We start from the raw sequence: 22,172 nt of genomic DNA, 5'->3' as shown, positions 1-22,172 counted from the left end.
TCCTCAGAAGGCGCTCCGGAGCCGCGCGTGCGACTCCGCCGACGCGCCCAGCCCGTCCAGGGCCAGCAGCGCCGCCCCCAGCACCGGGGGAGACGTCACGACCACCGGCTGGGCGGCCGGCACGAGGCGCGAGCGCACCCCGGCCAGCAGCAGCGGCTGTGCCGACTGGAGGACGCCGCCGCCCAGTACCACCGCATGGGGCTTCTCCAGCAGGTCCAGCCTGCGGGCGGCCACGGTCGCCTGCGCCACGATCTCCTTCGCCTGCTGCTCGATCACGCCCAGCGCGACCTCGTCCCCGGCCTCGGCGACCGTGAACAGCAGCGGGGCCAGCTCCGGGATCCGGTCCACGTCGATCTCCCCGAGGTGCAGGGCGACCCCGACGGCCTCCGCGCCGTCCCGGCCGTAGTGCGCCGCCACGGCCGCCGTGAGCGCGGTGGCCGGGCCCCGGCCGTCCTCGCCCCGGACCGCGTGCCACAGCGCCAGCCGGGCCAGGTGGTGCCCGCCGCCCCAGTCGCCGGTGGTCTCGCCGAGCGCCGGGAACCGCGACGTGCGCCCGTCGGCGGCCCGCCCCACGCAGTTGGTGCCGGCCCCGCACACCACGGCGATGGCGTCGGGATTGTCGGTACCGGCCCGCAGCAGCGCGAACGTGTCGTTGTCCACCAGGTGGGTGTCCGCCCAGTTCGCGCCGTCCGCGCCCGCCTGGAGCGCCGTCACCTCGTGCGGCAGGTCCGCGCCGGCGAGATACAGCTCCGCCCGGTCCAGCCGCACCCCTCCCGCCTGGGCCTGCGCGTCGGCGATCAGCTTGTCCAGCAGCGCGGTCGTGCCGTCGAACCCGAGGTGGAACGGCGAGGAGCCGCCGCCGCGCACCCGGGCGAGGATCCGGCCGTCGGAGTCGCCGATCAGCACGTCGGTCTTCGAGTTGCCGCCGTCGACGGCGACATAGTGCCGGGCTACCACTTCAGGAGCCGATCGCGGACCATCGTCGCGGTGAGCTGCTCGGCCAGGTCGTGCTGCCCGACCAGCGGGTGGGCCAGCAGCGCCCGGTAGACCCGGTCGGCCCCGCCGTGCACGGCCGCCTGGACGGCCAGTTCCTCGTAGCCGGACACGTGCGCGACGAGGCCGGCCAGCTCGGGTGCGAGCGGCGCGATCGGGCGGGGGACCGCGCCGGCCTCCGACACGTCGCACTGGACCTCGATGACCGCGTCGTCGGACAGGAACGGCAGCGCGCCGTTGTTCCGCACGTTCGCCGGGTGGATGCCCGGGGTCTGACCGGTCAGCGAGTTGATCAGGCCGACCGCCGCCTCGGAGTAGAACGCGCCGCCCCGCTTCGAGAGCAGCTCGGGCTTCGTGTCCAGGGTCGGGTCCGCGTACATCTTCAGCAGTTCCGCCTCGATCGCGGCCACCTTCTCGCCCCGGGTCTCGGCCCCGCGTTCCTCCTCGACCACGTTGTCGTGGGCGTAGAAGTACCGCAGGTAGTAGGAGGGCACGTTGCCGAGCTGGGTGAGCACCTTCGGCGGCAGCGACAGGTCGGCGGCCAGCTCGTCCAGGTGGGTGGTGAGCAGCTCGGGCAGCCGGTCCACCCCGTCCACGTACGCGGCCCGCTCCCACGTCAGGTGGTTGAGCCCCACGTGGTCGAGCAGCACCGCCTCCGGGGCCACGCCGAGCAGCTTGGCGAACCGGCGCTGGAACCCGATCGCCACGTTGCACAGCCCGACCGCGTTGTGCCCGGCGTCGAGCAGCGCCCGGGTGACGATGCCGGTCGGGTTGGTGAAGTCCACGATCCACGCGCCGGGGTTGGCGAGCTTGCGGGCCCGCTCGGCGACCTCGAGGACGACCGGCACGGTGCGCAGCGCCTTCGCGAGCCCGCCCGCGCCGGTGGTCTCCTGGCCGACGCAGCCGCACTCCAGCGGGAACGTCTCGTCCCCGATCCGGGCGTCCTGCCCGCCGACCCGGAGCTGGATGACCACCACGTCGGCGCCGTCGAGCCCCTTGTCGAGGTCCGAGGTCCAGGTGACCTTACCGGCGTGCCCGTACTTCGCGAAGATCCGGGCGCCGAACGGCCCGACCATCCCGAGCCGGTCGGCCGCCGGGTCGATCAGCGCCAACTCGGTCACCGGCGAGCCGAGCCGGGCGAACCCGTCGATGAGTTCCGGACTGTACGTCGAACCGCCGCCGACGACCGCGACCTTCATGAAATGTCTCCTTGGATCAGTCTTCTTTGTACGGTGGCCAGGCCGGCACGGAGCGCGCCGGTGAGCACGGGGTCCCCGTCGACCCGGGTGATCTCGATGGGCACGTTGAAGGGCCGGAGGGCCATGGCCTTCTCGACCGCCTCGCGCAGCGCCTCGCCCCCGGCGCGGGCCACGCTCCCGGCGAGCACGATCCGGGGCGGGTCGATGATGGCGATGATGGCGACCAGGGGCACGACGAGCCGTTCGGCGATCTCCTCGAGGGTCAGGCCGTCCAGGTTGGGCGCGCCGATCAGGCTCTGGAGGTCTCCGCCGCCGCCCCCGCGGAACGGCACGGGCAGGTAGCCGATCTCGCCGGCCCCGCCGGACGCGCCGCGCAGCAGCTGTCCACCCAGGTCGATCGCGAGCCCCAGGCCCTCGTCGACCCACAACAGAGTGAACGGCCCATTTTGGAACTGCCGCTCGGCGATCGCGACGAGGTTCACGTCGTTGTCGACGTCGAGGGAACAGTCCACTCGGGTCCGCAGCTCGCCGATCAGCCCGGGACGGTCCCAGCCCGGCGTGTCGATGTGCCGGATGGTGTCGGTCGCGGGGTCGTAGGAACCGGGCACGGCGAGCTGGATATGGGCCGGACGGAGGGGGCCGGCGGCCAGTCTGTCGAGGACTTCCGCGATGGTTTCGGCCTTGAACTCCGTTTGGACCCCGCCGACAAGATCACAAATGGCTACGGAGAGTGACTTCACTCGGAGTGATATCGCGGCGACATGAGCCGCTTCGGGGTGCGGGGCGTAGATCTCCGCATTGGGGCCCGGCCGGCCGGTGACATGCCCGGTCACCACCGCGAGACCGCTCTCCACCAGGCGGCGCAGCAGCTCCGAGGCGGTCGGTTTCGACAGCCCGGTGAGCTCGCGCAGCTCGCCCCGGGTCAGGCTGCCCCGGGCCAGCAACTGCTCCAGAGCTGCGCCTTCGTTCAGCGCGCGCAGGTGACGGGAGGTCGCCACAGCCCTGCTCCAATCGTTAGTAAGACTGACTGACAATAACACGCGCGGGGTACGCCGGTCGATCTCGTATCGACACGGATCGCCTGACCAAAATGTCCAATATGAAAAGGTCGTTACAACAAGATCACCTGATCGGGATCAGAATGTGATCATGCCCTCTTCCGATTTGGACCAACAATGCCTTCACTGTCTGTAATGGAACCTGCGCGTTCGCTGGATTTTCGCAGCTCAGAGTGGCACCGTTATAGGTATGGCAGATACTGGCCTTAATGCGACAGCGGCAGCCCTATTGGGACTGCTACACGATGGACCGATGACCGGCGGCCAGCTCATGGCCGAAGCGGAGCGGCGCCTGGGTGCCTACTGGACGATGACTCGTTCCCAGGTGTACCGGGAGCTTCCCGTGCTTGCCGAGCGTGGATACCTGCGCCTCGGCAAGCCGGGGCCGCGTTCCAGTCAGCCCTATTCGGTCACGGCGTCCGGCAAGCGAGCCTTTGGCAAGTGGCTCGCGGAACCGGCGGGGAAGGACCAGGTCAGGAACCCGGTCGTTCTGCGTACGGCGTTCAGCAGCCTCATGCCCAAGGGCGAGAAGAAGGACATGTACGAGGAGGCGGTGTCCTACCACACCAACTCTCTCGCAGAGGTCCGGGAACAGGCTAAGAACGCCAAGAAGGATGGGGACGAGGCCGGCGCCACGGCGCTGGACTTCGCGGTCGGCTACCACAAAGCTGTGTTGGCCTGGCTGAAGACGGCAAAGTAGCTCAATCGCCCGGCAGGTCCTGGCCGGGCGCCTGAGTCTTCTCAGCCGCCGAAAGACCCACAACCACCAGACGGGGACGGGCGGGCTGGCCGAAGGGCCAGCCCGCGTACCCTGGGACGGTGACCACCACGCTCGAACTCGCCGAAGCCATCCGTGGACTCGATGCCACCCTGCACAACATCGAGGTCGTCCTCGACGTCGCCAAACTCCGCAAGGACAAGGCGGCGCTCGAAGAGGAGGCGTCCGCGCCCGATCTGTGGGACGACCAGACGAAGGCGCAGGCGGTGACGTCCCGGCTGAGCTACGTGAACATGGAGATCAACAGGGTCGAGGGCCTCCGGTCCCGGATCGACGACGCGGGCATCATGTTGGAGATGGCCGAGTCGGAGGACGATCCGGGGGTCCTCGAAGAAGTCGTCGAGGAGATCGCGAAGCTCCGCAAGTCGATCGACGAGCTCGAGGTCCGCACCCTGTTGTCCGGGCCCTACGACGTCCGCGAGGCCCTGGTCTCGATCCGGTCCGGCGCGGGCGGGGTGGACGCGGCCGACTTCGCCGAGATGCTCATGCGGATGTATCTGCGCTGGGCCGAGCGGCACGGCTACCCGACCGAGGTCTACGACACGAGCTACGCCGAGGAGGCCGGGCTCAAGTCCGCCACCTTCGCGGTCAAGGTGCCCTACGCGTACGGCACGCTGTCCGTCGAGGCCGGTACGCACCGGTTGGTCCGGATCAGCCCCTTCGACAACCAGGGTCGCCGGCAGACCAGCTTCGCCGCCGTCGAGGTCGTGCCCGTGGTCGAGCAGACCGACGACATCGAGATCCCCGACGAGGAGATCCGGGTGGACGTCTACCGGGCGTCGGGCCCGGGCGGCCAGGGCGTCAACACCACCGACTCGGCGGTCCGGCTGACCCACATTCCGACGAACATCGTCGTGAGCTGTCAGAACGAGCGGTCACAGCTCCAGAACAAGGCCACCGCGATGGTCGTCCTCAAGGCCAAGCTGCTCGCGCGCAAGCAGGCCGAGGAGGCCGCGAAGATCGACGCGCTCCGCGGGGACGTGGCCGGTTCGTGGGGCGACCAGATGCGCAACTACGTGCTCAACCCGTACCAGATGGTGAAGGATCTCCGGTCCGAGTTCGAGACCGGGAACCCGGCGGCCGTGCTCGACGGGGAGATCGACGGCTTCATCGAGGCCGGGATCCGGTGGCGCAAACAGCGGGAGCGCGCCGCCGGGCAGTAACCGGACGGGCGGCGGGCGGTAACGGGACAGGTCGCCCGCGGCCGCGAGACTGGACGACTCAGCCGGGTGACGTAGACTTCCCAACCGTGATCCGGCTCGAGCACGTTACCAAGACGTACCCGAAGGCGAGCAGGCCCTCGATCGAGGACGCAACGGTCTCGATCGAGAAGGGCGAGTTCGTCTTCTTCATCGGCCCCACCGGCTCCGGCAAGTCCACGATCGTCAAGCTGATGCTGCGTGAGATCACCCCGACCAAGGGGAAGGTCTACGTCAACGGCAAGGACATCACGAGCATGCACAGCTGGAAGGTGGCGAACTTCCGCCGCTCCATCGGCTGCGTGTTCCAGGACTTCCGCCTGCTGCCGAACCGCACGGCCTTCGAGAACGTCGCGTTCGCCCTCGAGGTGATCGGGAAGACGAAGTCGGTGGCCCGGCGGGTGGTGCCCGAGGTGTTGGAGCTCGTGGGGCTCGGTGGCAAGGAGCACCGGTTCCCGCACGAGTTGTCCGGCGGTGAGCAGCAGCGTGTCGCGGTGGCCCGGGCCTTCGTGAACCGTCCGCTGATCCTGCTGGCCGACGAGCCCACGGGAAACCTCGACCCGGACACGTCCATCGAGATCATGCGACTGCTCGACCGGATCAACCGGACGGGTACGACGATCGTGATGGTCACCCACGACTCGAACATCGTCAACCAGATGCGACGACGGGTGATCGAAGTCGACGGCGGGCGCATCGTCCGTGACCAGGCTCGCGGCGTTTACGGCTAGGCGGAGGAATCGATGCGCGCCAAATACGTACTCGCCGAGGTCATGGTTGGCCTCTGGCGGAACGTGACGATGACCATCGCCATGATCATGACGATGGCGGTCTCGCTGTCCCTGCTCGGGGCGAGCCTCCTCATGTTCTGGCAGGTCCAGGACATGAAGGACTACTTCAACTACAAGGTCGAGGTCTCGATCTTCCTCGAGAAGGCCACCGAGGAGCAGCGCAACGATCTCCAGCAGAAGCTGAAGACCGACCCGCTGGTCAAGACGGCCGACTACGAGAGCAAGGAACAGGCGTACCGGAAGTTCAAGGAGCAGTTCAAGGACGCTCCCGAGCTGGTCAACGCCACCCAGATGGACGCGCTGCCGGAGTCGTTCCGGGTGAAGCTCAACGACCCGACCAAGGTCGACGAGATCCGGAACAAGTACAACGGGCAGCCCGGCGTCGGGCAGATCATCGACCAGAGACAGCTGCTGGACAAGATCTTCTCGATCCTCGGTTCGCTGCAGAAGCTCGCGCTGATCATCGCCATCGTGCAGGGCGTGGCCGCGTTGCTGCTGGTCGGGAACACGATCCAGGTCGCCGCGTACAGCAAGCGGCGTGAGGTCTCGATCATGCGCCTGGTCGGCGCGTCGAACTGGTTCATCCAGGCGCCGTTCGTCATGGAGGCCGCGTTCGCGGGCATCATCGGCGCGTTCCTGGCGTACATCGTGCTGGTCCTGGCCAGATGGTTGCTGCTCGACGGCGCCCTGAAACCGCTGATGAACGCCACGATCATCACGCCGATCCCGTGGGAGAACATCCACCTGATGCTCCCGCTGCTCGCGGTGGTCGCCGGCGTGATCAACGCGGTGGTCGGCTGGATCACGCTGCGGTTCTACATCAAGGTCTGACGGGAGAAGCCCCAGGTCAGGGGCTGAACCCCATTTCGAGGCGCTGTCCGGCGTGTCCAGCCGGAGAGCGCCTCGATCTATGTCCGTCTTGGTTAGTCTGTCCCCACGCTACGAAATGGGGCGGATATGTACCGATGGACACCGCTTGCTGTGTTTCTATTGGCTGTCACCGTTCTGTCCTCCCCTGCGCACGCCGACCCCGAGGCCGACCGGCAACGGGTCGCCGCCCAGCTCGCCGAGACCAACTCGCTCCTCGAAGGGGCCACCGACCGGGCCCGCGCCGCGGCCGCCTCCTACAACGAGGCCACCGCCGCCCTGCCCAACGTCACCGCCGCCGCGGCCACCGCCAAGGGGGTCGCCGCCGCCCAGGCCGCCGTCGCCGACCAGGCGCGCGGGGCGGCGGACAAGGCGCGCGGCGAGTTCAAGGTCGCCAGCGAGGCGTACACGGCGGCCGCCGGGAAGGTCGACCAGGCCCGGGAGCTCAACGCCCGGTTCGCGGCCGGCGCGTACCAGGGCTCCGGGCTGATGCAGATGAACGTGGTCCTCGCCTCGAAGTCCCCGACCGACCTCGCCGACAAGCTGACCTACCTCGACCAGGTGTCGAAGAACCGCGCCCGCAGCCTGCAGGACTACACCCAGGCCCGGCTCGCGTCCAAGGTGCTCCAGAACAAGGCCGACTCGGCGAAGGAGGCCGCGGAGAGCGCCGAGCGGGCGGCCGCCGCCGCGCTCCAGGTCGCCCGGCGCGCCGAGGCCGACGCCGCCGCCCTCGTCGAGGCGACCGTCCGGCTGGCCGAGCAGCAGCGCCAGGCCCTGGCGGCCGCCGAGGGGGAGCGGGCCGAGACCCTCGCCCGGTACGCGGAGCTGGAGGCCGAGAGCGCCCGGATCGAGGCGACGCTCCGCGCGATCCAGGCCCAGGCCCAGAACGAGCAGCCATCCGAGCAGCCCGCCGAGCAGCCGGCCGCCTCGGGCTACCACGGCGGGTACTTCCCGATGCCCGTCCGCGGCGGGTGGAAGTCCTCCGACTTCGGCAGCCGGTACGACCCGTACTACCACGTCTGGCAGCTGCACGCGGGTGTCGACATCGCCGCCGACGGGGGCACCCCGATCTACGCGGTGGCCGACGGCCGGGTCGCGCAGGCCGGCTGGAACGGCGGCTACGGCAACTACACCTGCATCAGCCACGGCGAGTACGAGGGCCGCAACATCGCCACCTGCTACGCGCACCAGTCGTCCATCGCGGTCGGCTGGGGGGAGTACGTCCGGGCCGGGCAGATGATCGGCCGGATCGGCACCACGGGCGCGTCCACGGGCAACCACCTGCACTTCGAGGTGCGGCTCAACGGCACCCCGGTGCAGCCGCTGGACTTCCTGCCCGGCTGCTTCTGCTGACGACCGGTCGCCGGCCTGTCGATATCCGGTCGGCCGCCGGTCGCCCAAGGGCTACCATTGCTCGTCCGGCCCCGCGTGGTCCGGACGGGTGGACAGGGTGTTCGGCCGGGTCGTGTGGGGTCCGGTCGGTGGTGGAGAGGTGGAGTTGTGCCGAGGGAGCAGGGCCGCAAGGTCGTCTCGACGAATCGCAAGGCCCGGCACGACTACACGATCGTCGAGACCTTCGAGGCCGGCATGGCCCTGATGGGCACCGAGGTCAAGTCCCTCCGCCTCGGGCGCGCCTCGCTGGTCGACGCGTTCGCCCACTTCAACGGGCACGAGCTGTACCTGCACGGCCTGCACATCCCGGAGTACGTGATGGGCACGTGGACGAACCACACCCCCCGGCGCACCCGCAAGCTCCTGCTGCACAGGGCCGAGCTGGTCAAGCTGGAGCAGAAGAGCCGCGAGGGCGGTTTCACGATGGTCCCGCTGTCGCTGTTCTTCGAGAACGGCTGGTGCAAGCTGGAGCTGGCCCTGGCCAAGGGCAAGAAGTCCTACGACAAGCGCCAGGACATCGCGACCCGGGACGCCAACCGGGAGATCGCGCGCGTGCTGGGCCGCAAGAACAAGGGCATGGACGACTAGCGACGGGTACTGGCTGGCACCGGTGAGTCCGGTGCCGGATGCGGCAGCGGGTGCGCCCCGGCCGGTCGCAACCCGTCGAACAGCATCGCCAGGTACCGCCGCCACAGCTCCGGATCCGAGTCCAGCAGCGGCCCGGCCACATAGCTCGGCGCGCACATCAGCAGGATCACGTCCGCCCCGGTGACGTCCGCGCGCACCACCCCGTGCTCCTGGGCCCGCTCCACGAGCGCGTAGGTCGCCTGGAACATCCGCTCCCGGGCCCGGGTCACCTCGGGGTCGTCCACGACGGCGGGGCTCGCGGCGAGCAGGAAAGACAGATCGAGCTGCTGCTTGTACTCCGCGCTCACGGTCAGGAACTCCACCAGCCCCGCCTCCGGATCGCCCCCGAGCAGTGCCTCCCCGACCGCGCTCAGGGTGGCCATCCGGTCGAGGACGATCGCCACGAGCAGGTGGTCCTTGGTGGGGAAGTGCCGGAACACCGTGCCCTTGCCGACCCCGGCCCGCCGCGCGATGTCCGCGATCGAGGCGTCGGCCCCGCGCTCGGCGAACTCGGCGGCGGCCGCGACCAGCAGCGACTCCCGGTTCCGGGCGGCGTCGGCCCGCAGCGGCCGCGTGACTGTCACGCCGCCCAGCCTACAACAAGTTGACCGCCCGGTCCGGTTACTGTTAGCGTCCCCGAACATGACCGGGCGGTCCGGTTAGTATCCGGGGAGGTTGACGTGAAGGCACTCGTCGCGCGGGCCTACGGCCCACCGGAGAGCTACGAACTGGCCGAGTTGCCCGTGCCCGAACCCGGCCCGGGGCAGCTCCAGGTGCGGGTCGCGGCGGCGGCGCTCAACGCGGCCGACCTCAGGCTGCCCGCCGGGGACTTCCGCGAGGTCGCGCCGCTGACGTTCCCGCACGTCCCGGGCAACGACTTCGCCGGCACGGTGACGGCGGTCGGCGACGGCGTGTCGGCGTACCGGGTCGGGGACGAGGTGTTCGGGTTCGCGCTGCCCCGGGTGCTGCGGGCCATGGCCGGCCCCCGTCCGTCGCTGGGCACCGGCGCGCTGGCCGAGTACGTGGTGGTGGAGGCGGACACGCCGTTCATCGCGCACCGCCCCGCCGGGCTGGATCCCGTGGCCGCCGCCGCGCTGCCCATCGTCGGCTCCACCGCGCTGGCCCTCCTGCACCACGCCGCGGTCCGGCCGGGCGGGACCGTCCTGGTGATCGGCGCGACCGGCGGGGTCGGCACGACGGTCCTGCCCCTGCTCGCCGCCGCCGGGGCCCGGGTGCTCGCCACCGCCACCCCGGACGACGGCGACCTGCTCCGCGACCTGGGCGCCACCGAGGTGCTCGACTACCGCGCGGCGGACCCGGTCGGGGAGGCGCTCCGGCGGTACCCGTCGGGGGTCGATCTGGTGGTGAACCTGGTGCTGCCCAGCGACGACCTGACCGGCCCGGCGCGGGCGCTGCGCCCCGGCGGGCGGCTGCTCACCATCACCTTCCCGCCGCCCGGCCCGGACGCGGCGGGCCGCGACGACGTGACGGTGACCCTGGTCCTGGACATGGCGGGGGAGCACGGCGCGATGCGCGAGGTCGCCGGGCACGCCGCCGCCGGTCGGCTCCGGGCCACGATCGGCCGCAGCCACCCCCTCGACGAGGCCGGCCGGGCCTGTGTGGAGTTCGCCCGGGAGCACACCACGGGCAAGGTCGTCGTCACGATGGCGTGATCCTTGACGGGACCGTTAAGTTCCTTGCGTGGGTCGTCACATCCGCCGTTCCGGGCGGTCCCGTCTGATGGGCGCGCTCGTCACCGCCGCAGGTGTGCTCAGTGTCATCGCGGTCGTCACCCTGGGCATGCGCGCCGATCCCGCGCCCTTCGTCTCCGGACCCACCGCGACGGACGGCCCGCCGGCCAGCGAGGTCGCGGCGCTCGGTCCGCAGCCGGTCGGGGCGCTGAGCCCGCGGCCCTCCGCATCGGCGTCGCCCACCCGGTCACCCTCGGCCGCGCCGACGTCCGCGAAGCCCTCGCCCACCCCCGAGTCCGTGTCGGTGCTGGTCGCGGGCTTCCGCGAGGAGACCCGGTGGAGCGGCGGCTACTCCGGCACGGTCACGATCACGAACCGGAGCACGGCCACCGTCACCGGCTGGCGGCTGGTGCTGACCCTGCCGGCCGGCCACGAGCTGCGGGACGTCTCCGGCGCGGAAGAGGACACCAGGGGCCGGACGGTGACGCTGACCCCGGAATCGTGGACGGAGCGGATCGCGGCGGGGAAGTCGGTGTCGCTACGGCTGACGCTGCGGGGCGGTTCCGGCGTGCCGTCGGTAACCGAGGTGACAGTGGGTTCGGGATCGCGCTAGGCTGGTGGCACAACACCATATGGGGATGACTGGTTTCGACTTCGTTCGTTGCGTCAGGGGAAGCGAGTCGAGATAGCCGACGTCAGCTCGTTAATCGTCGTCGGAAAACAATAAGCGCCAAGAATTCGCGCTCGAACTTCGCTCTCGCTGCCTAAGCGTTAGCCAAGTTCTGTCAGTCCGGGTTTGCCTTCGGCCCGGGTCCTGGCATCAGCTAGAAGGCTTACCAACCGAGCCCGGTGACGGGGTTCATGCGGGAAACCAAACAGTTACTGGGCCCGTCGTGCCAACTCGCTCACGAGATTGGCAGGGCCAAGTAGGGACATAGTGAGCTGCACTCGGAGAAGCCCTGGTTATACGACGGAGGACCCGGGTTCGATTCCCGGCATCTCCACGGCGCGACCCGCCACCGCCCGTAGGCAGGCGGCACGGCAGGTCGACAGCGAACAGCGCGGCGCGCACCCCTCTTAAGGGCTGCAGCCGCGCTTTTCGCATCCCTCATCCCATATGCGTAGTTAAGTGTCAGACTTCGATGGATCCTAGACACTGGGCAATCATTCCGTCACTCTTGGTGAATATCTTTCGTCGCGAGGAGGTGTGCGATGGCTGTGATCACACGTGATACGGGGGTACTGGGGACCGCTCAGGCGTTGGAGGGGGCCGTCGCCGGCCGCGCGCCGGTCGAACAGCTGCACCAGCTGCTCAGCCACCTGCGCGTGACGCTCGCCGCGCACCCGGACTCGACCCGGACCGGCCCGTACGCGGAGATCCTCACCACCGCCCCGCACCTCACCCGCCGGGTCGACCAGCTCGTCGCCGAGCACGACCGGCTCGCCCTCGCGATCAGCGCCCTGTTCGAACGGCTGGAAGCCGGTCCGGGGCGCCGGTTCGCCAAGGAGGTCGCCGAGCTGTTGCGGATGCTGCGCGGGCACCAGCGGCGGGGCGCGCAACTGCTGCACGAGGCGTACACAGTGGATCTGGGGGGCGAGACGTAGCGGCGTACCCGGCTGAATTGTTTCTTCGGGTGTTTCCGGCCCATTGTTATTGACTGTTACGGTCTGCGAACGGCGTCCACGGAAACGCGCCGGACGAAATAGGCTTGGACGATGAGAGTGCTCGTCGTCGACGACGACCCGACGGTCAGCGATGTGGTCCGCCGGTACCTGGAACGCGCCGGGATCGAGGTCACCCTCGCCCCCGACGGCTCCACCGGGCTCGCCGCCGCCAAGCGGATCCGCCCGGACCTCGTCGTCCTCGACCTCATGCTGCCCGGGATGGACGGCATCGAGGTGGCCCGCCGGCTCCGCCGCGACGGCGACGTACCCATCGTCATGCTCACCGCCCTCGGCGAGGAATCCGACCGGATCCTCGGCCTGACCACCGGCGCCGACGACTACGTGACCAAGCCCTTCTCCCCCCGCGAACTCGTGCTGCGCGTCCAGTCCGTCCTCCGCCGGACGGCCTCCCCGGTCGAGGTCGTCGCCGAGACCCTCACCCACGACACGCTCGTGGTCGACGTGGCCGGCCGCGAGGTGCGCCTCGACGGCAGGGAACTGCCGCTGACCGTGCGTGAGTTCGACCTGCTGGTGTTCCTCATGCGCAACCCCGGGCGCGCCTACCGGCGGTCGGAGCTGCTGGAACACGTGTGGGGCTGGACGTTCGGGGACCAGTCGACGGTGACGGTGCACGTGCGGCGGCTCCGGGAGAAGATCGAGTACGACCCGGCCGAGCCGGTGCTGATCCAGACCGTGTGGGGCGTGGGGTACCGGTGGGGGCCGGCCAATGGGTGACATCCTCGGGGTCGTCGTGCTCGCGCTCGGCTGTTCGCTCGCCGTCGCGCTGCCCGGGGCGTTCGTGCTCAGCCGGCTGCGCCGCCGGGCCGTCGCCCTGCACGTCGGCGCCCTCGTCGGGTTGGCCGTCGCCGCCGTCGCGGCCGGGATCGTGGGCGCGGCGCTGGCCATGTTCATCAACGCGCACGACCTGACCGTGCTGCTCGTCGTCGTGGTCACCTCCGGGGTGGTCAGCGTCGCCGTCGCGCTCTGGCTCGGCCGCCGGTTCGCGGCCGACGCGATGTGGGCCGCCGAGGCGGAGAGCACCCGGCGCGAACTCGTCGCCTGGGTCAGCCACGACCTGCGGACCCCGCTCGCCGGCCTGCGCGCCATGGCCGAGGCGCTGGAGGACGGGGTGGTGGACGACCCGGAGACCGTCGCGGAGTACCACCGGCGAATGCGCCTGGAGACCGACCGGATGACCGGCCTCGTCGACGACCTGTTCGAACTGTCCCGGATCAACGCCGGCGCGCTCCGACTGACCCTGGCGAGCGTGGCCCTGGGCGATGTGGTGTCCGACGCGCTGGCCGGGGCCGCGCCGATCGCCGGGGCCCGGCACGTCCGGCTGGAGGCGGCCGCCGGTGACTGGCCGGCCGTGCTCGGCAGCGAGCCGGAACTGTCCCGGGTGGTCGGAAACCTGCTGGTGAACGCGATCCGGCACACGCCCGCCGACGGCTCCGTGACGGTGACCGGGGGGCGGGACTCCGAGGGGGCCTGGCTGGCGGTGACCGACGGGTGCGGGGGGATTCCGGCGGACGACCTGCCGCGGGTGTTCGAGGTGGCGTTCCGGGGGGAGTCGGCGCGGACGCCGGGCGCGGCCGGGACCGGGTTGGGGAACTCGGCCGGGTTGGGGCTGGCGATCGTGCGGGGGCTGGTGGAGGCGCAGCACGGGCGGGTCGATGTGGCGAACGTGTCGGGGGGGTGCCGGTTCGAGGTGCGGCTCGCGGCACCGTGAGTCGCGCGACGCGCGCCTCCGTGCGGCTGGCCGTGATCCGCGTGCCTGGACCACGCGCCCCGACGTGTCCAGCCGGGTGGACCTGCCGGGCCGGGCGACTCTGTGAACGGTCACCCGGCTCACGACGCGCCTACACGCAGGTGTGCTCCGGGGGCAGGGCCGAGACCGTGCGCAGGACCAGGGACTTCATGCGTTCCGTGTTCTCCGCGAACACCCGGAACACCTCCTCCATCGTCACCGACTCACCCGCGGCCACCCCCGCGTCGTGGTCGGTCACCAGCGCGATCGAGGTGTAGCACAGCCCCAGTTCGCGGGCGAGGATCGCCTCGGGCATGCCGGTCATGTTGATGATGGAGGCGCCCTGGGCCGCGTACCACTGGGACTCCGCGCGGGTCGAGAACCGGGGGCCCTCGATCACGACCATGGTGCCGCCGTCGACGATGTCCACCTCCGCGGACTCGAGGACGGCCTTGCGGCCGGCGGGGCAGTACGGGTCGCCGAAGCTCGTGTGGTGCGCGCCCTCGTCGAAGTAGGTGCCGACCCGGGTGGTGGTGCGGTCGACGACCTGGTCGGGCAGGACGAACGTGCCCGGGCCGTGGTCGGGGCGCAGGCCGCCGACGGCGCACGGGGCGAGGATCTGGCGGACACCCAGCTCACGCAGGGCCCAGAGATTCGCCCGGTACGGGATCTTGTGCGGCGGGTACCGGTGATCCGTGCCGTGCCGGGGCAGGAACGCCACCGACCGGCCCGCCACCGTCCCGACGACGATCGGGTCGGACGGCTTGCCGTAGGGGGTGTCGAGGTCGTGCGGCGCGCCGTCGCCCTCGATGAGGGAGTACAGGCCGGAGCCGCCGATGACGGCGATGTCTGCGATCACGTACCCAATCTAAAGCAGGAGGCACGGGACCAACCACCCCAGTCGGACCTGGTGCGGCTGCCGGGCGGTCCGGCCGGGCGCGCGGGTACGGAACCGTTCGCGGTGGTCGCTGCGATAACCGGGCATGGCAGCTGACACGAGGCCGTGGACGGCAGTCGGCACGGGGCCCGAACTCCCCGTGCCGACTGCTCGACCGCCTGCGGCCACAGGCGTTGACCTCGCCGGGTGGCGTACCCGTCCGGTGGTTCTAGAAGGCCGCGATGACCGAGCCCGCGTACTTGTCCTCGATGAACTTCTTCACCTCGGGCGAGTTCAGCAGCTTCTTCAGCTTCTGGATCTTCGGGTCGTTCTCCTTGCCGGTCTTGGCGACCAGCAGGTTCGCGTACGGGTTGTCCTTGCCCGACTCCAGCGCCAGCGCGTCCTTCGCCGGCTTGAGGTTGGCCTCGATGGCGTAGTTCCCGTTGATCACGGCCAGGGACACGTCGTCGAGCGCGCGGGGCAGCTGGGCCGCCTCCAGTGCCTTGAACTTGAGCTTCTTCGGGTTGGACGTGATGTCCTTCTCCGTGCTCGCGTCCGGCTTGACCTCGATCAGCCCGTTGGCGGCGAGCAACTTGAGCGCGCGGCCACCGTTGGTGTTGTCGGCGGGGATGGCCACCTCGGCACCCTCGGGAAGATCCTTCAGAGCCTTGACCTTCTTCGAGTACGCGCCCAGCGGCTCGATGTGCACCGCCGTCACCGGGGTGAGCTTCACGCCCTTCTTGGCCGCGAAGTCGTCGAGGTAGGGCTTGTGCTGGAAGAAGTTGGCGTCGATGTCGCCGGAGTCGAGGGCCACGTTCGGCTGGACGTAGTCGGTGAACTCCTTGACGGTGAGCTTCAGGCCCTCCTTGGGCGCGAGCTCCTTGGCGACGTAGTTCAGGATCTCGGCGTGCGGCACCGGGGAGGCGCCGACGACGAGCTCGTCCTTGCTGTCACCGGAGGAGCAAGCTGCGAGCCCGACGGTCGCGAGGGTGGCGGCGAGGATGCCGGTGATGATGCGACGGGACATTGCGTTCTCTCCTTGGTTGTTACTGGTGCTGGCCGGTGGGACCGGCAGCGGTTCGCGGTGGGACCGCGAAGACTGGGTTGTTCGGCTCGGGCCGGGTTGGGCGGCTCGGGCCGGGGCGGGTGGTCAGCTCGGGCCCCGGCGGTCGAGGCGTCGGGCGAGGAGGTCGCCGCCCGACTGGATGGCCTGCACGAGCACGATGAGCAGCGCCACCGTGGCCAGCAGGATGTCGGTCTCGAAGCGCTGGTAGCCGTACCGCAGTGCCAGGTCGCCGAGGCCACCGCCGCCGACCACGCCGGCCATCGCGGAGTACCCGATGACGGCGACCACCGTGACCGTGAACCCGCGGATCAGGCTCGGCAGGGCCTCGGGCAGCAGAACCTTCGTGACCAGGTGCCAGGTACGCATGCCGAGCGACCGGCCGGCCTCCAGCAGCCCCGGGTCGACCTCGTGCAGCGACGACTCGACCAGCCGGGCGTAGAACGGGATCGCCCCGAGCGCCAGCGGCACGATCGCCGCCTCCGGGCCGATCGTGGTGCCGACGACCGCCCTGGTCAGCGGCATCACGAGGATGAGCAGGATGATGAACGGCAGCGACCGGCCGGCGTTGACGACGGCGCCGAGGGGGCGGGCGATCGCCTTCGGGGCCAGGGTGAGGAAGACGCCGAGCGGGATGCCGCCGAGGACCGCGAGGGCGGAGGTGGCGGCGACCATCTCCAGGGTCTCCACTGTGGCGGGGCCGAGGAGGTCGATCACGACTGGGGGCCGTTCGTTGCGGGGCGGGCCGACGGGCCGGGTGCCGTGGCCAGGTCGGACGCCGCCGGAGCGGTCGCGTCGCCGGCCTGGGCCCCGGAGCGGGCCGTGAACTCCGCGGTGGTTTCCGTGGACACGATCCGGCCGGCCTCGATCACCGACACCGTGTCGGCCACCTGGCGGATCACGCCGTGCTCGTGGGTGATCAGCAGGATCGTGAGGTTCAGTTCGCGGTTCAGGTCGCGCAGCAGCCCCAGGATCGAGGTGGTCGTCTCCGGGTCGAGCGCGCTGGTCGCCTCGTCGGACAGCAACACGTGCGGCTCGGCGGCCAGCGACCGGGCGATCGCGACCCGCTGGCGCTGCCCGCCGGACAGCTGCGCCGGGTACGCGCCCGCCTTGTCGGCCAGACCCACCCGGTCGAGCAGCTCGGCCACCCGGCGACGCTGGTCACCCTTGGTGCGGCCCGCGAGTTCGAGCGGCAGAGCGACATTCGCCGCGACGGTACGCCGCTGGAGCAGGTGGTACTGCTGGAAGATCATGCCGATCCGCCGGCGCGCCCGGGCCAGGTCGCCCTCGCCCAGACTGGTCAGCTCCTGCCCGAACACGGTGACCGTCCCCGCGTCCGGACGCTCGAGGACGTTCACGGTGCGTAACAGGGTCGACTTGCCGGCTCCGGAGCGGCCGAGGATGCCGTAGACCTCGCCGGGGGCGACATCGAGGTCCACGCCGTCGAGGGCGGCGTGGGCGCCGTACCTCTTGGTGATGTTCCTGATCTTGATCATGGGGTTTCCTGAAATGACGGATATTGGAGCCGCAAGGCTCCGCCATGGGCGGTCAGGCAGGGTGGGGATGCGCCTCAGCGGCGCGAAGACTTCACGGAGAGTGCAGGCGGGGCGCGACTTAGAGTCGGCAGCTACACATTCGACAGGCGCGCGGCGTCATCACACCGACGACCATACGGTCGAGGTGCGGACGGGTGCGCAGGGCTGTCATAGCCGCAAGTCTAGGCACCCGAACCGGACTCACGTAACTCATCGTGAGCGGCCTCACGAAACCGGTCGGCCTTGGTCCGGGGGGTGAGCCTGACGGCGGCCGGTCCGCGCGGCCGGGGCTCGACGTCGCCCGGGTCGGGAGGTCGACCGGTCGCCGGTCCTTCCGCCGCGCGGCCCCATCCGTGCCGCACCGTACCGCCGCGATTCCGGGGCGTGTTCCCGGGGGAACGGTGAGTATCGATGAGAAGGTCCCGGGTCGACAATTCTCAGGCCTGTTTTCTGTCGCAGAATCTCCGAAGACCCTCTCCCGTTTGGCCGCCTTGAACGCTAGGTTCGCTGTATGCGGCACGAACCGGACATGACCGGAGGGATGGCGGTGGAGTTGCTGGCTGGCCGGCTGCTCGTCGCCTCCCCGATGCTGCGCGACCCCAACTTCGAGCGCACCGTCGTGCTGCTCGTCAGCCACGACCAGACGGGCGCCCTGGGCGTCGTCCTGAACCGGGCCACCGAGGTCCGCGTCCTGGAGGTCCTGCCCGCCTGGGGGCGGCTCGCGGGGGAGCCCGGGGTGCTGTTCGAGGGCGGCCCCGTGCAGCCCGAGGCCGCGATCTGCCTGGCCCGCACCCGGCCGGACGCCAAGGAGCTCCCCGGCTTCCTGCCCATCCACGCCGGGGTCGGGACGGTCGACCTGTCGGGGGATCCCGATGGGCTCGGTGAGCAGCTGCTGGGCCTGCGGGTCTTCGCCGGGTACGCCGGCTGGGGCGCCGGCCAGGTCGAGAACGAGATCGCCGAGGGGTCGTGGTTCGTGTACGACGCGCTGCCCGGGGACCCGTTCATGCCGCGGCCGGATGATCTCTGGGCGATGGTGCTGCGACGCCAGGGCGGGCTGACGGCTGCTCTGGCGCACTATCCGGCTGATCCGACGCTGAACTGATCATTTGCCCCGGTGTGGGGTGGGGGTTGCCCCGAGTTCGCGTGGTGGGGGGTGGCTGTGTAATATTGCCCAGGCGAACGCGGGAGCGGACGTGGCAAGGGGCTGTGGCGCAGCTGGTAGCGCACCACACTGGCAGTGTGGGGGTCAGGGGTTCGAGTCCCCTCAGCTCCACCCTTGTGAGGAACGACCGAGGCTCTGATCCAATTTCCGGATCAGAGCCTCTTCGCCGTCTGTGGCGCCGCCCTTCCGATCCCGTACTGCGCCGGACCAGTCTCGACGAACGAGGTGCACCCGGGCACCGTCCGAGCCGACAACGCCGGCTGCTACGCCCGTGCGAGCGGTACCGGCACCGCCTGCGTCCCGGGTAGGCCGTCTACGAGGCGTCGTTGAAGCGCACGAGTGTCCAGCGTGCCGGTGGGAACCGCGCCGGATCGTCCTCGGTGACCCACTCGGTGATTGCGGTGTTGCGCACGTTCGCCAGCTCGAAGGGGTAGTAGTGGCCGAGCAGGCCGAGTCCGCTGAAGGAAGCCGCGACCGTCTCGGCGTGCCCCACCACAACGACTGTTCCGCCCCGGTGACGTGCGGCGATGTCGACGAGCGCCCGGGCTACCCGAGTGACCAGGTCCGCCCACGTCTCGTTGTCGCGTTCGAACGGGCGGAACACTCCGCCACCTTCGAGGCCGTGGTCGCGGTGGAGTTCGACGACCGGCATCCCGTCGGCGTACGCGGGCGTGTGCCACGTGCACAATCCGCAATCGGCGACGGCGGCAACGCCCAGCATGCCGGCGATCGGCGCGGCGGTCTCCCGCGCGCGCCGCAGCGTCGAGGAGTACACCGCGACCGGGCCCCAGCCTGCGGCCTGTGCTTCGACGCGCGACGCGAGCTGCGCGGCCTGCTCGTGGCCGAGAGGCGTCAGGCCGCCACATGCTCGCGGACCACCGATGACCCGCTGTGCCTTGTGAACCGAGTCGCCATGCCTGATCAACACCATCCGGGTACGCATAGCCGCTGACGATACGAAAGCGTCCGAGTTCCCGCCCGCTCCGCAGGCCGGAGCCGATGCCGAGCTGCCGCCACAGCTGGCGCTCGAGCAAAGAGCGGGATGAGGATCGGGGTTCGACCCTTCCGGAACCGACCTGACCCAGCCAAGGCCCCGACCCGGCCACGGAGCACCGCCCTGGTCAGCGGATCAGGCGGCGTTCCATGGCCGTGGTGACCGCCGCCGTGCGCGAGTCCACCCCCAGCTTGCCGAAGATGTGCACCAGATGCGTCTTCACCGTCGCCCGGCTGATGAACAACCGCCCCGCGATCTGCTCATTGGTCAGCCCCTCCGCGAGGAGTTGCAGGATCTCCACCTCCCGCGGACTCAATGTCAGCCCCGGTTCCCGCACCCGCCGGGCCAGCCGAGACGCCACCGGCCCGGACAACACCGTCTCCCCGGCAGCGGCGGCCCGGACCGCCCGGAACAGCTCCTCCGGGGGAGCGTCCTTCAACAGATACCCGGTCGCCCCGGCCGCGACCGCCCGCACGATGTCGGCATCGGTGTCGTATGTGGTCAGAATCAGGACCCTTGGCGGGTACGGCAGCGCGAGCACCCGTTCCGTGGCCGCCACGCCGTCGATACCGGGGCCGAGCTGCAGATCCATCAGCACGACGTCGGGGTGCAGGGCGGCGGCGAGCGCGACCCCCTCCTCGCCCGTACCCGCCTCCCCGATCACCTCCAGCCCGGGCTGACCGGCGAGCAGGGCACGCAGGCCGGCGCGTACCACGGGATGGTCGTCGACCAGGAGCACTCTCATGCCGCACCGGCCGTCGGCACTGTCACCGCGATGGCGGTGCCCTCGCCCGGGGCGCTTTCGACGGAGACGGTCCCGCCGAGCAGGGCTACCCGCTGCCGCACCGCGTCGAGCCCGAACCCGCGCCCGGACGCCGGAGCCACCGCGAGTGGGTCGAACCCGACCCCGTCGTCCCGCACATCCAACGCCACCGAGTCCGGCAGATACGTCAACGTCACGGCCACCCGCCCGGCCCGCGCGTGCTCGGCCACGTTCGCCAGCGCCCCCTGCGCGACCCGCAGCAGCGCGACGTCGATCTCCCCACCGAGCGGGTAGGGCTCGCCCTCGACGGTCAGGGCGCACAGAGCGGGACCCGCCAGCCCGGCAGCACCAGTGCCGGAGGTGGGCGGCCCGCCACCGGCGCCGGAGCCGTGCAGCCCGGCGGCACCAGCGCACAGCCGGCGCAGCGCCGCCACCAACGTCTGTTCCGTCAACGCGGTAGGCGTCAGATCCGCCACGACCCGCCGCGCCTCCACCAGATTCTCCCGAGCCACCGCCGAAGCCTGCCGCACATGCCCCCGCGCGACCTCCGGGGCGGCAACCCAGTCCCGATCGGCGGCCTGGAGCAGCAGATTCATACTCGACAGCCCCTGCGCGAGGGTGTCATGGATCTCCCGCGCCAACCGCTGCCGCTCATCGAGTACCCCCGCGCGACGTTCGCTCACGGCGAGGGCCTCGCTGGTGCGGGCGAGGCGGAGGTACGCGGCGGTCGCGATGGTCGCCACCGCCACCGGGGCGAGGACCAGGCTGGGGTCGAACCGGTCGGCCAGCCGGAGCTGGGCGAGGACCACGGCGGCGGTGAGGCCGGCCGCGACGCCGATGGCCGCCGTCGTGGTCAGTTGGCCGAGGGCGACGAAGAGGAGGGGTACCGCGCACCAGGCGAAACTCGGGGCCAGCAGGACCAGGACGAGCCAGCCGGCGAGCATGCCCGCGAACCACGGGGTGCGGGGGACGGGCCAGAGCATTCCGACGCTGTAGGCGATGGCCAGGGCGCCGGCCAGGCCGAGGACCAGGGGGGCCTCGCCGGCCAGGCCGTGCCGGGCGACGTAGCGGGAGGCGGACGCGGCCAGCAGCAGGTAGAACCCGGCGTGCATCCAACTGCGCATGGCCCCAACATAGATCGGCCCGGTGGGATGGCATCAACCATTGGGTTGATTCGGGGACCCATCCTCCGCACCAGGTGCGGCCGGCCCCGCCCGGGCAGGCTCGAACCCATGATGAACCGACGCACAGCAGTTCTGGGTACCGTGGCCGGCCTCGCCACCGTCGTCGCCTCCACCGGCGTCGCCCTCGCGGCGAACGACCCGGCCCCGGCGGCCGCGAAGAAGTCCCCGATCACCCAGTCCACCCAGGTCCTGACCATCGATGCCGCGAGCCGGGCGGCGTCGAAGGCGCTCGAGGCGGCCGCCAAGGGCGGGCACCGGGTCACCGTCGTGGTGATGGACCGTTCCGGTGTCGTCCGGGTCACCCTGCACGGCGACGGGGCCGGGCCGCAGACGGACGAGTCGGCGAAGCGGAAGGCGTTCACTGCCGTGTCGTTCGGGCAGCCGACCTCGGCGCTGGTGGCCCGGGCCGGGGGCACGAACCCCTCGGTGCGCGACATCCCGGGGACGTTGTTCCTGGCCGGCGGCGTGCCGGTCACCGTCGACGGGGTGGCGGTCGCCGCGATCGGGGTCGGCGGGGCGCCGAGCGGCGACCTGGACGAGAAGTACGCCCAGGCGGGAATCGACGCGCTCCGCTAGACCATTTTCCG

24 protein-coding genes, 1 tRNA gene and 1 other RNA gene are annotated in these 22,172 nt (G+C 70.6%); 15 read left to right on the top strand and 11 right to left on the bottom strand.

Translation table 11 applies throughout. The annotated features are described in order from the left end of the window. Positions 1–3: 3 nt before the first annotated feature. From PT931_RS04485 to PT931_RS04475, 3 genes are read right to left on the bottom strand one after another with little or no spacing between them, the layout of a single operon-like run. Positions 4–957 (bottom strand): N-acetylglucosamine kinase, encoded by a 954-nt coding sequence (locus PT931_RS04485; protein ID WP_456244409.1) that lies wholly within the window; start codon positions 955–957, stop codon positions 4–6. Further along, complete coding sequence (locus tag PT931_RS04480) at positions 951–2,192, bottom strand: 6-phospho-beta-glucosidase (protein ID WP_456244408.1); 1,242 nt, start codon at positions 2,190–2,192, stop codon at positions 951–953. The genes PT931_RS04485 and PT931_RS04480 overlap by 7 nt, the downstream gene beginning before the upstream one ends. After that, entirely contained in the window at positions 2,189–3,190 is a 1,002-nt protein-coding gene (locus PT931_RS04475; protein ID WP_456244407.1) for an ROK family transcriptional regulator, read from the bottom strand. Before PT931_RS04475 ends, PT931_RS04480 begins: the two co-directional genes overlap by 4 nt. A 250-nt stretch (positions 3,191–3,440) precedes the next feature. Between PT931_RS04475 and PT931_RS04470 the strand changes: the two genes are divergently transcribed. From PT931_RS04470 to smpB, 6 genes are all read left to right on the top strand, one after another. After that, positions 3,441–3,950: a PadR family transcriptional regulator gene (locus PT931_RS04470; protein ID WP_363727833.1), complete on the top strand. Its 510-nt coding sequence runs from the start codon at positions 3,441–3,443 to the stop codon at positions 3,948–3,950. Between the two features lie 119 nt (positions 3,951–4,069). Next, positions 4,070–5,191 (top strand): peptide chain release factor 2, encoded by a 1,122-nt coding sequence (gene prfB, locus PT931_RS04465; RefSeq protein ID WP_456244406.1) that lies wholly within the window; start codon positions 4,070–4,072, stop codon positions 5,189–5,191. Between the two features lie 86 nt (positions 5,192–5,277). Continuing rightward, positions 5,278–5,958 (top strand): cell division ATP-binding protein FtsE, encoded by a 681-nt coding sequence (ftsE, locus tag PT931_RS04460; protein ID WP_197006967.1) that lies wholly within the window; start codon positions 5,278–5,280, stop codon positions 5,956–5,958. A 12-nt stretch (positions 5,959–5,970) separates the two neighbouring features. Next, a complete protein-coding gene (ftsX, locus tag PT931_RS04455; RefSeq protein WP_363727835.1) occupies positions 5,971–6,849 on the top strand; it encodes a permease-like cell division protein FtsX in 879 nt (292 codons plus the stop codon). Positions 6,850–7,008: 159 nt separating this feature from the next. Beyond that, positions 7,009–8,238, top strand: a complete 1,230-nt coding sequence (locus PT931_RS04450) for a M23 family metallopeptidase (RefSeq protein WP_456244405.1) — start codon at positions 7,009–7,011, stop codon at positions 8,236–8,238. Between the two features lie 147 nt (positions 8,239–8,385). Continuing rightward, entirely contained in the window at positions 8,386–8,865 is a 480-nt protein-coding gene (gene smpB / locus PT931_RS04445; protein WP_456244404.1) for an SsrA-binding protein SmpB, read from the top strand. On the opposite strand, the gene PT931_RS04440 is transcribed toward smpB, so the two are convergent. Further along, the gene (locus tag PT931_RS04440; RefSeq protein WP_456244403.1) at positions 8,862–9,488 is read right to left on the bottom strand and encodes a TetR/AcrR family transcriptional regulator; all 627 of its coding nucleotides are present in this window, start codon (positions 9,486–9,488) and stop codon (positions 8,862–8,864) included. The genes smpB and PT931_RS04440 overlap by 4 nt on opposite strands. Before the next feature lie 96 nt (positions 9,489–9,584). Between PT931_RS04440 and PT931_RS04435 the strand changes: the two genes are divergently transcribed. The 6 genes from PT931_RS04435 (at position 9,585) to PT931_RS04410 (ending at position 13,989) form a co-directional block, all read left to right on the top strand. Further along, positions 9,585–10,577 (top strand): NADP-dependent oxidoreductase, encoded by a 993-nt coding sequence (locus tag PT931_RS04435; protein WP_456244402.1) that lies wholly within the window; start codon positions 9,585–9,587, stop codon positions 10,575–10,577. Positions 10,578–10,605: 28 nt separating this feature from the next. Further along, positions 10,606–11,208, top strand: a complete 603-nt coding sequence (locus tag PT931_RS04430; protein WP_456244401.1) for a cellulose binding domain-containing protein — start codon at positions 10,606–10,608, stop codon at positions 11,206–11,208. A 21-nt stretch (positions 11,209–11,229) separates the two neighbouring features. Beyond that, positions 11,230–11,602, top strand: a transfer-messenger RNA (tmRNA) gene (gene ssrA, locus PT931_RS04425). A 211-nt stretch (positions 11,603–11,813) separates the two neighbouring features. After that, positions 11,814–12,200: a hypothetical protein gene (locus tag PT931_RS04420; protein ID WP_456244400.1), complete on the top strand. Its 387-nt coding sequence runs from the start codon at positions 11,814–11,816 to the stop codon at positions 12,198–12,200. A 111-nt stretch (positions 12,201–12,311) separates the two neighbouring features. After that, entirely contained in the window at positions 12,312–12,995 is a 684-nt protein-coding gene (locus PT931_RS04415) for a response regulator transcription factor (RefSeq protein ID WP_456244399.1), read from the top strand. Next, positions 12,988–13,989 carry a sensor histidine kinase gene (locus PT931_RS04410; RefSeq protein ID WP_456244398.1) on the top strand — a complete coding sequence of 334 codons (1,002 nt, stop codon included), beginning with the start codon at positions 12,988–12,990 and terminating at the stop codon, positions 13,987–13,989. The genes PT931_RS04415 and PT931_RS04410 overlap by 8 nt, the downstream gene beginning before the upstream one ends. Positions 13,990–14,119: 130 nt before the next feature. On the opposite strand, the gene PT931_RS04405 is transcribed toward PT931_RS04410, so the two are convergent. The 4 genes from PT931_RS04405 to PT931_RS04390 all read right to left on the bottom strand — a co-directional run bounded on the left by PT931_RS04405 (position 14,120) and on the right by PT931_RS04390 (position 17,443). Continuing rightward, a complete protein-coding gene (locus tag PT931_RS04405; RefSeq protein WP_456244397.1) occupies positions 14,120–14,866 on the bottom strand; it encodes an S-methyl-5'-thioadenosine phosphorylase in 747 nt (248 codons plus the stop codon). A gap of 247 nt (positions 14,867–15,113) precedes the next feature. After that, the gene (locus tag PT931_RS04400) at positions 15,114–15,911 is read right to left on the bottom strand and encodes a MetQ/NlpA family ABC transporter substrate-binding protein (RefSeq protein ID WP_363727844.1); all 798 of its coding nucleotides are present in this window, start codon (positions 15,909–15,911) and stop codon (positions 15,114–15,116) included. Positions 15,912–16,034: 123 nt separating this feature from the next. Beyond that, positions 16,035–16,664 (bottom strand): methionine ABC transporter permease, encoded by a 630-nt coding sequence (locus tag PT931_RS04395; protein WP_456244396.1) that lies wholly within the window; start codon positions 16,662–16,664, stop codon positions 16,035–16,037. After that, positions 16,661–17,443, bottom strand: a complete 783-nt coding sequence (locus PT931_RS04390; protein ID WP_456244395.1) for a methionine ABC transporter ATP-binding protein — start codon at positions 17,441–17,443, stop codon at positions 16,661–16,663. Before PT931_RS04390 ends, PT931_RS04395 begins: the two co-directional genes overlap by 4 nt. 550 nt (positions 17,444–17,993) lie before the next feature. Between PT931_RS04390 and PT931_RS04385 the strand changes: the two genes are divergently transcribed. Together PT931_RS04385 and PT931_RS04380 are read left to right on the top strand one after the other, a co-directional pair. Further along, positions 17,994–18,584 carry a YqgE/AlgH family protein gene (locus PT931_RS04385; protein ID WP_456244394.1) on the top strand — a complete coding sequence of 197 codons (591 nt, stop codon included), beginning with the start codon at positions 17,994–17,996 and terminating at the stop codon, positions 18,582–18,584. A gap of 98 nt (positions 18,585–18,682) precedes the next feature. Next, positions 18,683–18,755 (top strand) — tRNA-Ala (locus PT931_RS04380). Positions 18,756–18,957: 202 nt separating this feature from the next. Here PT931_RS04380 and PT931_RS04375 read toward each other — a convergent pair. The 3 genes from PT931_RS04375 to PT931_RS04365 all read right to left on the bottom strand — a co-directional run bounded on the left by PT931_RS04375 (position 18,958) and on the right by PT931_RS04365 (position 21,525). Further along, positions 18,958–19,587, bottom strand: coding sequence for a histidine phosphatase family protein (locus PT931_RS04375; protein ID WP_456244393.1), 630 nt, complete (start codon positions 19,585–19,587; stop codon positions 18,958–18,960). A 178-nt stretch (positions 19,588–19,765) separates the two neighbouring features. Beyond that, complete coding sequence (locus PT931_RS04370) at positions 19,766–20,383, bottom strand: response regulator (RefSeq protein ID WP_456244392.1); 618 nt, start codon at positions 20,381–20,383, stop codon at positions 19,766–19,768. Further along, positions 20,380–21,525 (bottom strand): sensor histidine kinase, encoded by a 1,146-nt coding sequence (locus PT931_RS04365; RefSeq protein ID WP_456244391.1) that lies wholly within the window; start codon positions 21,523–21,525, stop codon positions 20,380–20,382. The genes PT931_RS04370 and PT931_RS04365 overlap by 4 nt, the downstream gene beginning before the upstream one ends. A 108-nt stretch (positions 21,526–21,633) precedes the next feature. On the opposite strand from PT931_RS04365, the gene PT931_RS04360 reads away from it, so the two are divergent. Continuing rightward, on the top strand, positions 21,634–22,161 hold the full coding sequence (locus PT931_RS04360) for a GlcG/HbpS family heme-binding protein (protein WP_456244390.1): 528 nt from the start codon (positions 21,634–21,636) through the stop codon (positions 22,159–22,161). The last annotated feature ends 11 nt before the right edge of the window (positions 22,162–22,172 follow it).

The sequence above is a fragment of the Longispora urticae genome, from assembly GCF_053902585.1.
Note: the sequence above shows the minus strand (reverse complement) of the source record. Positions and strands in the feature narration are given on the sequence as shown.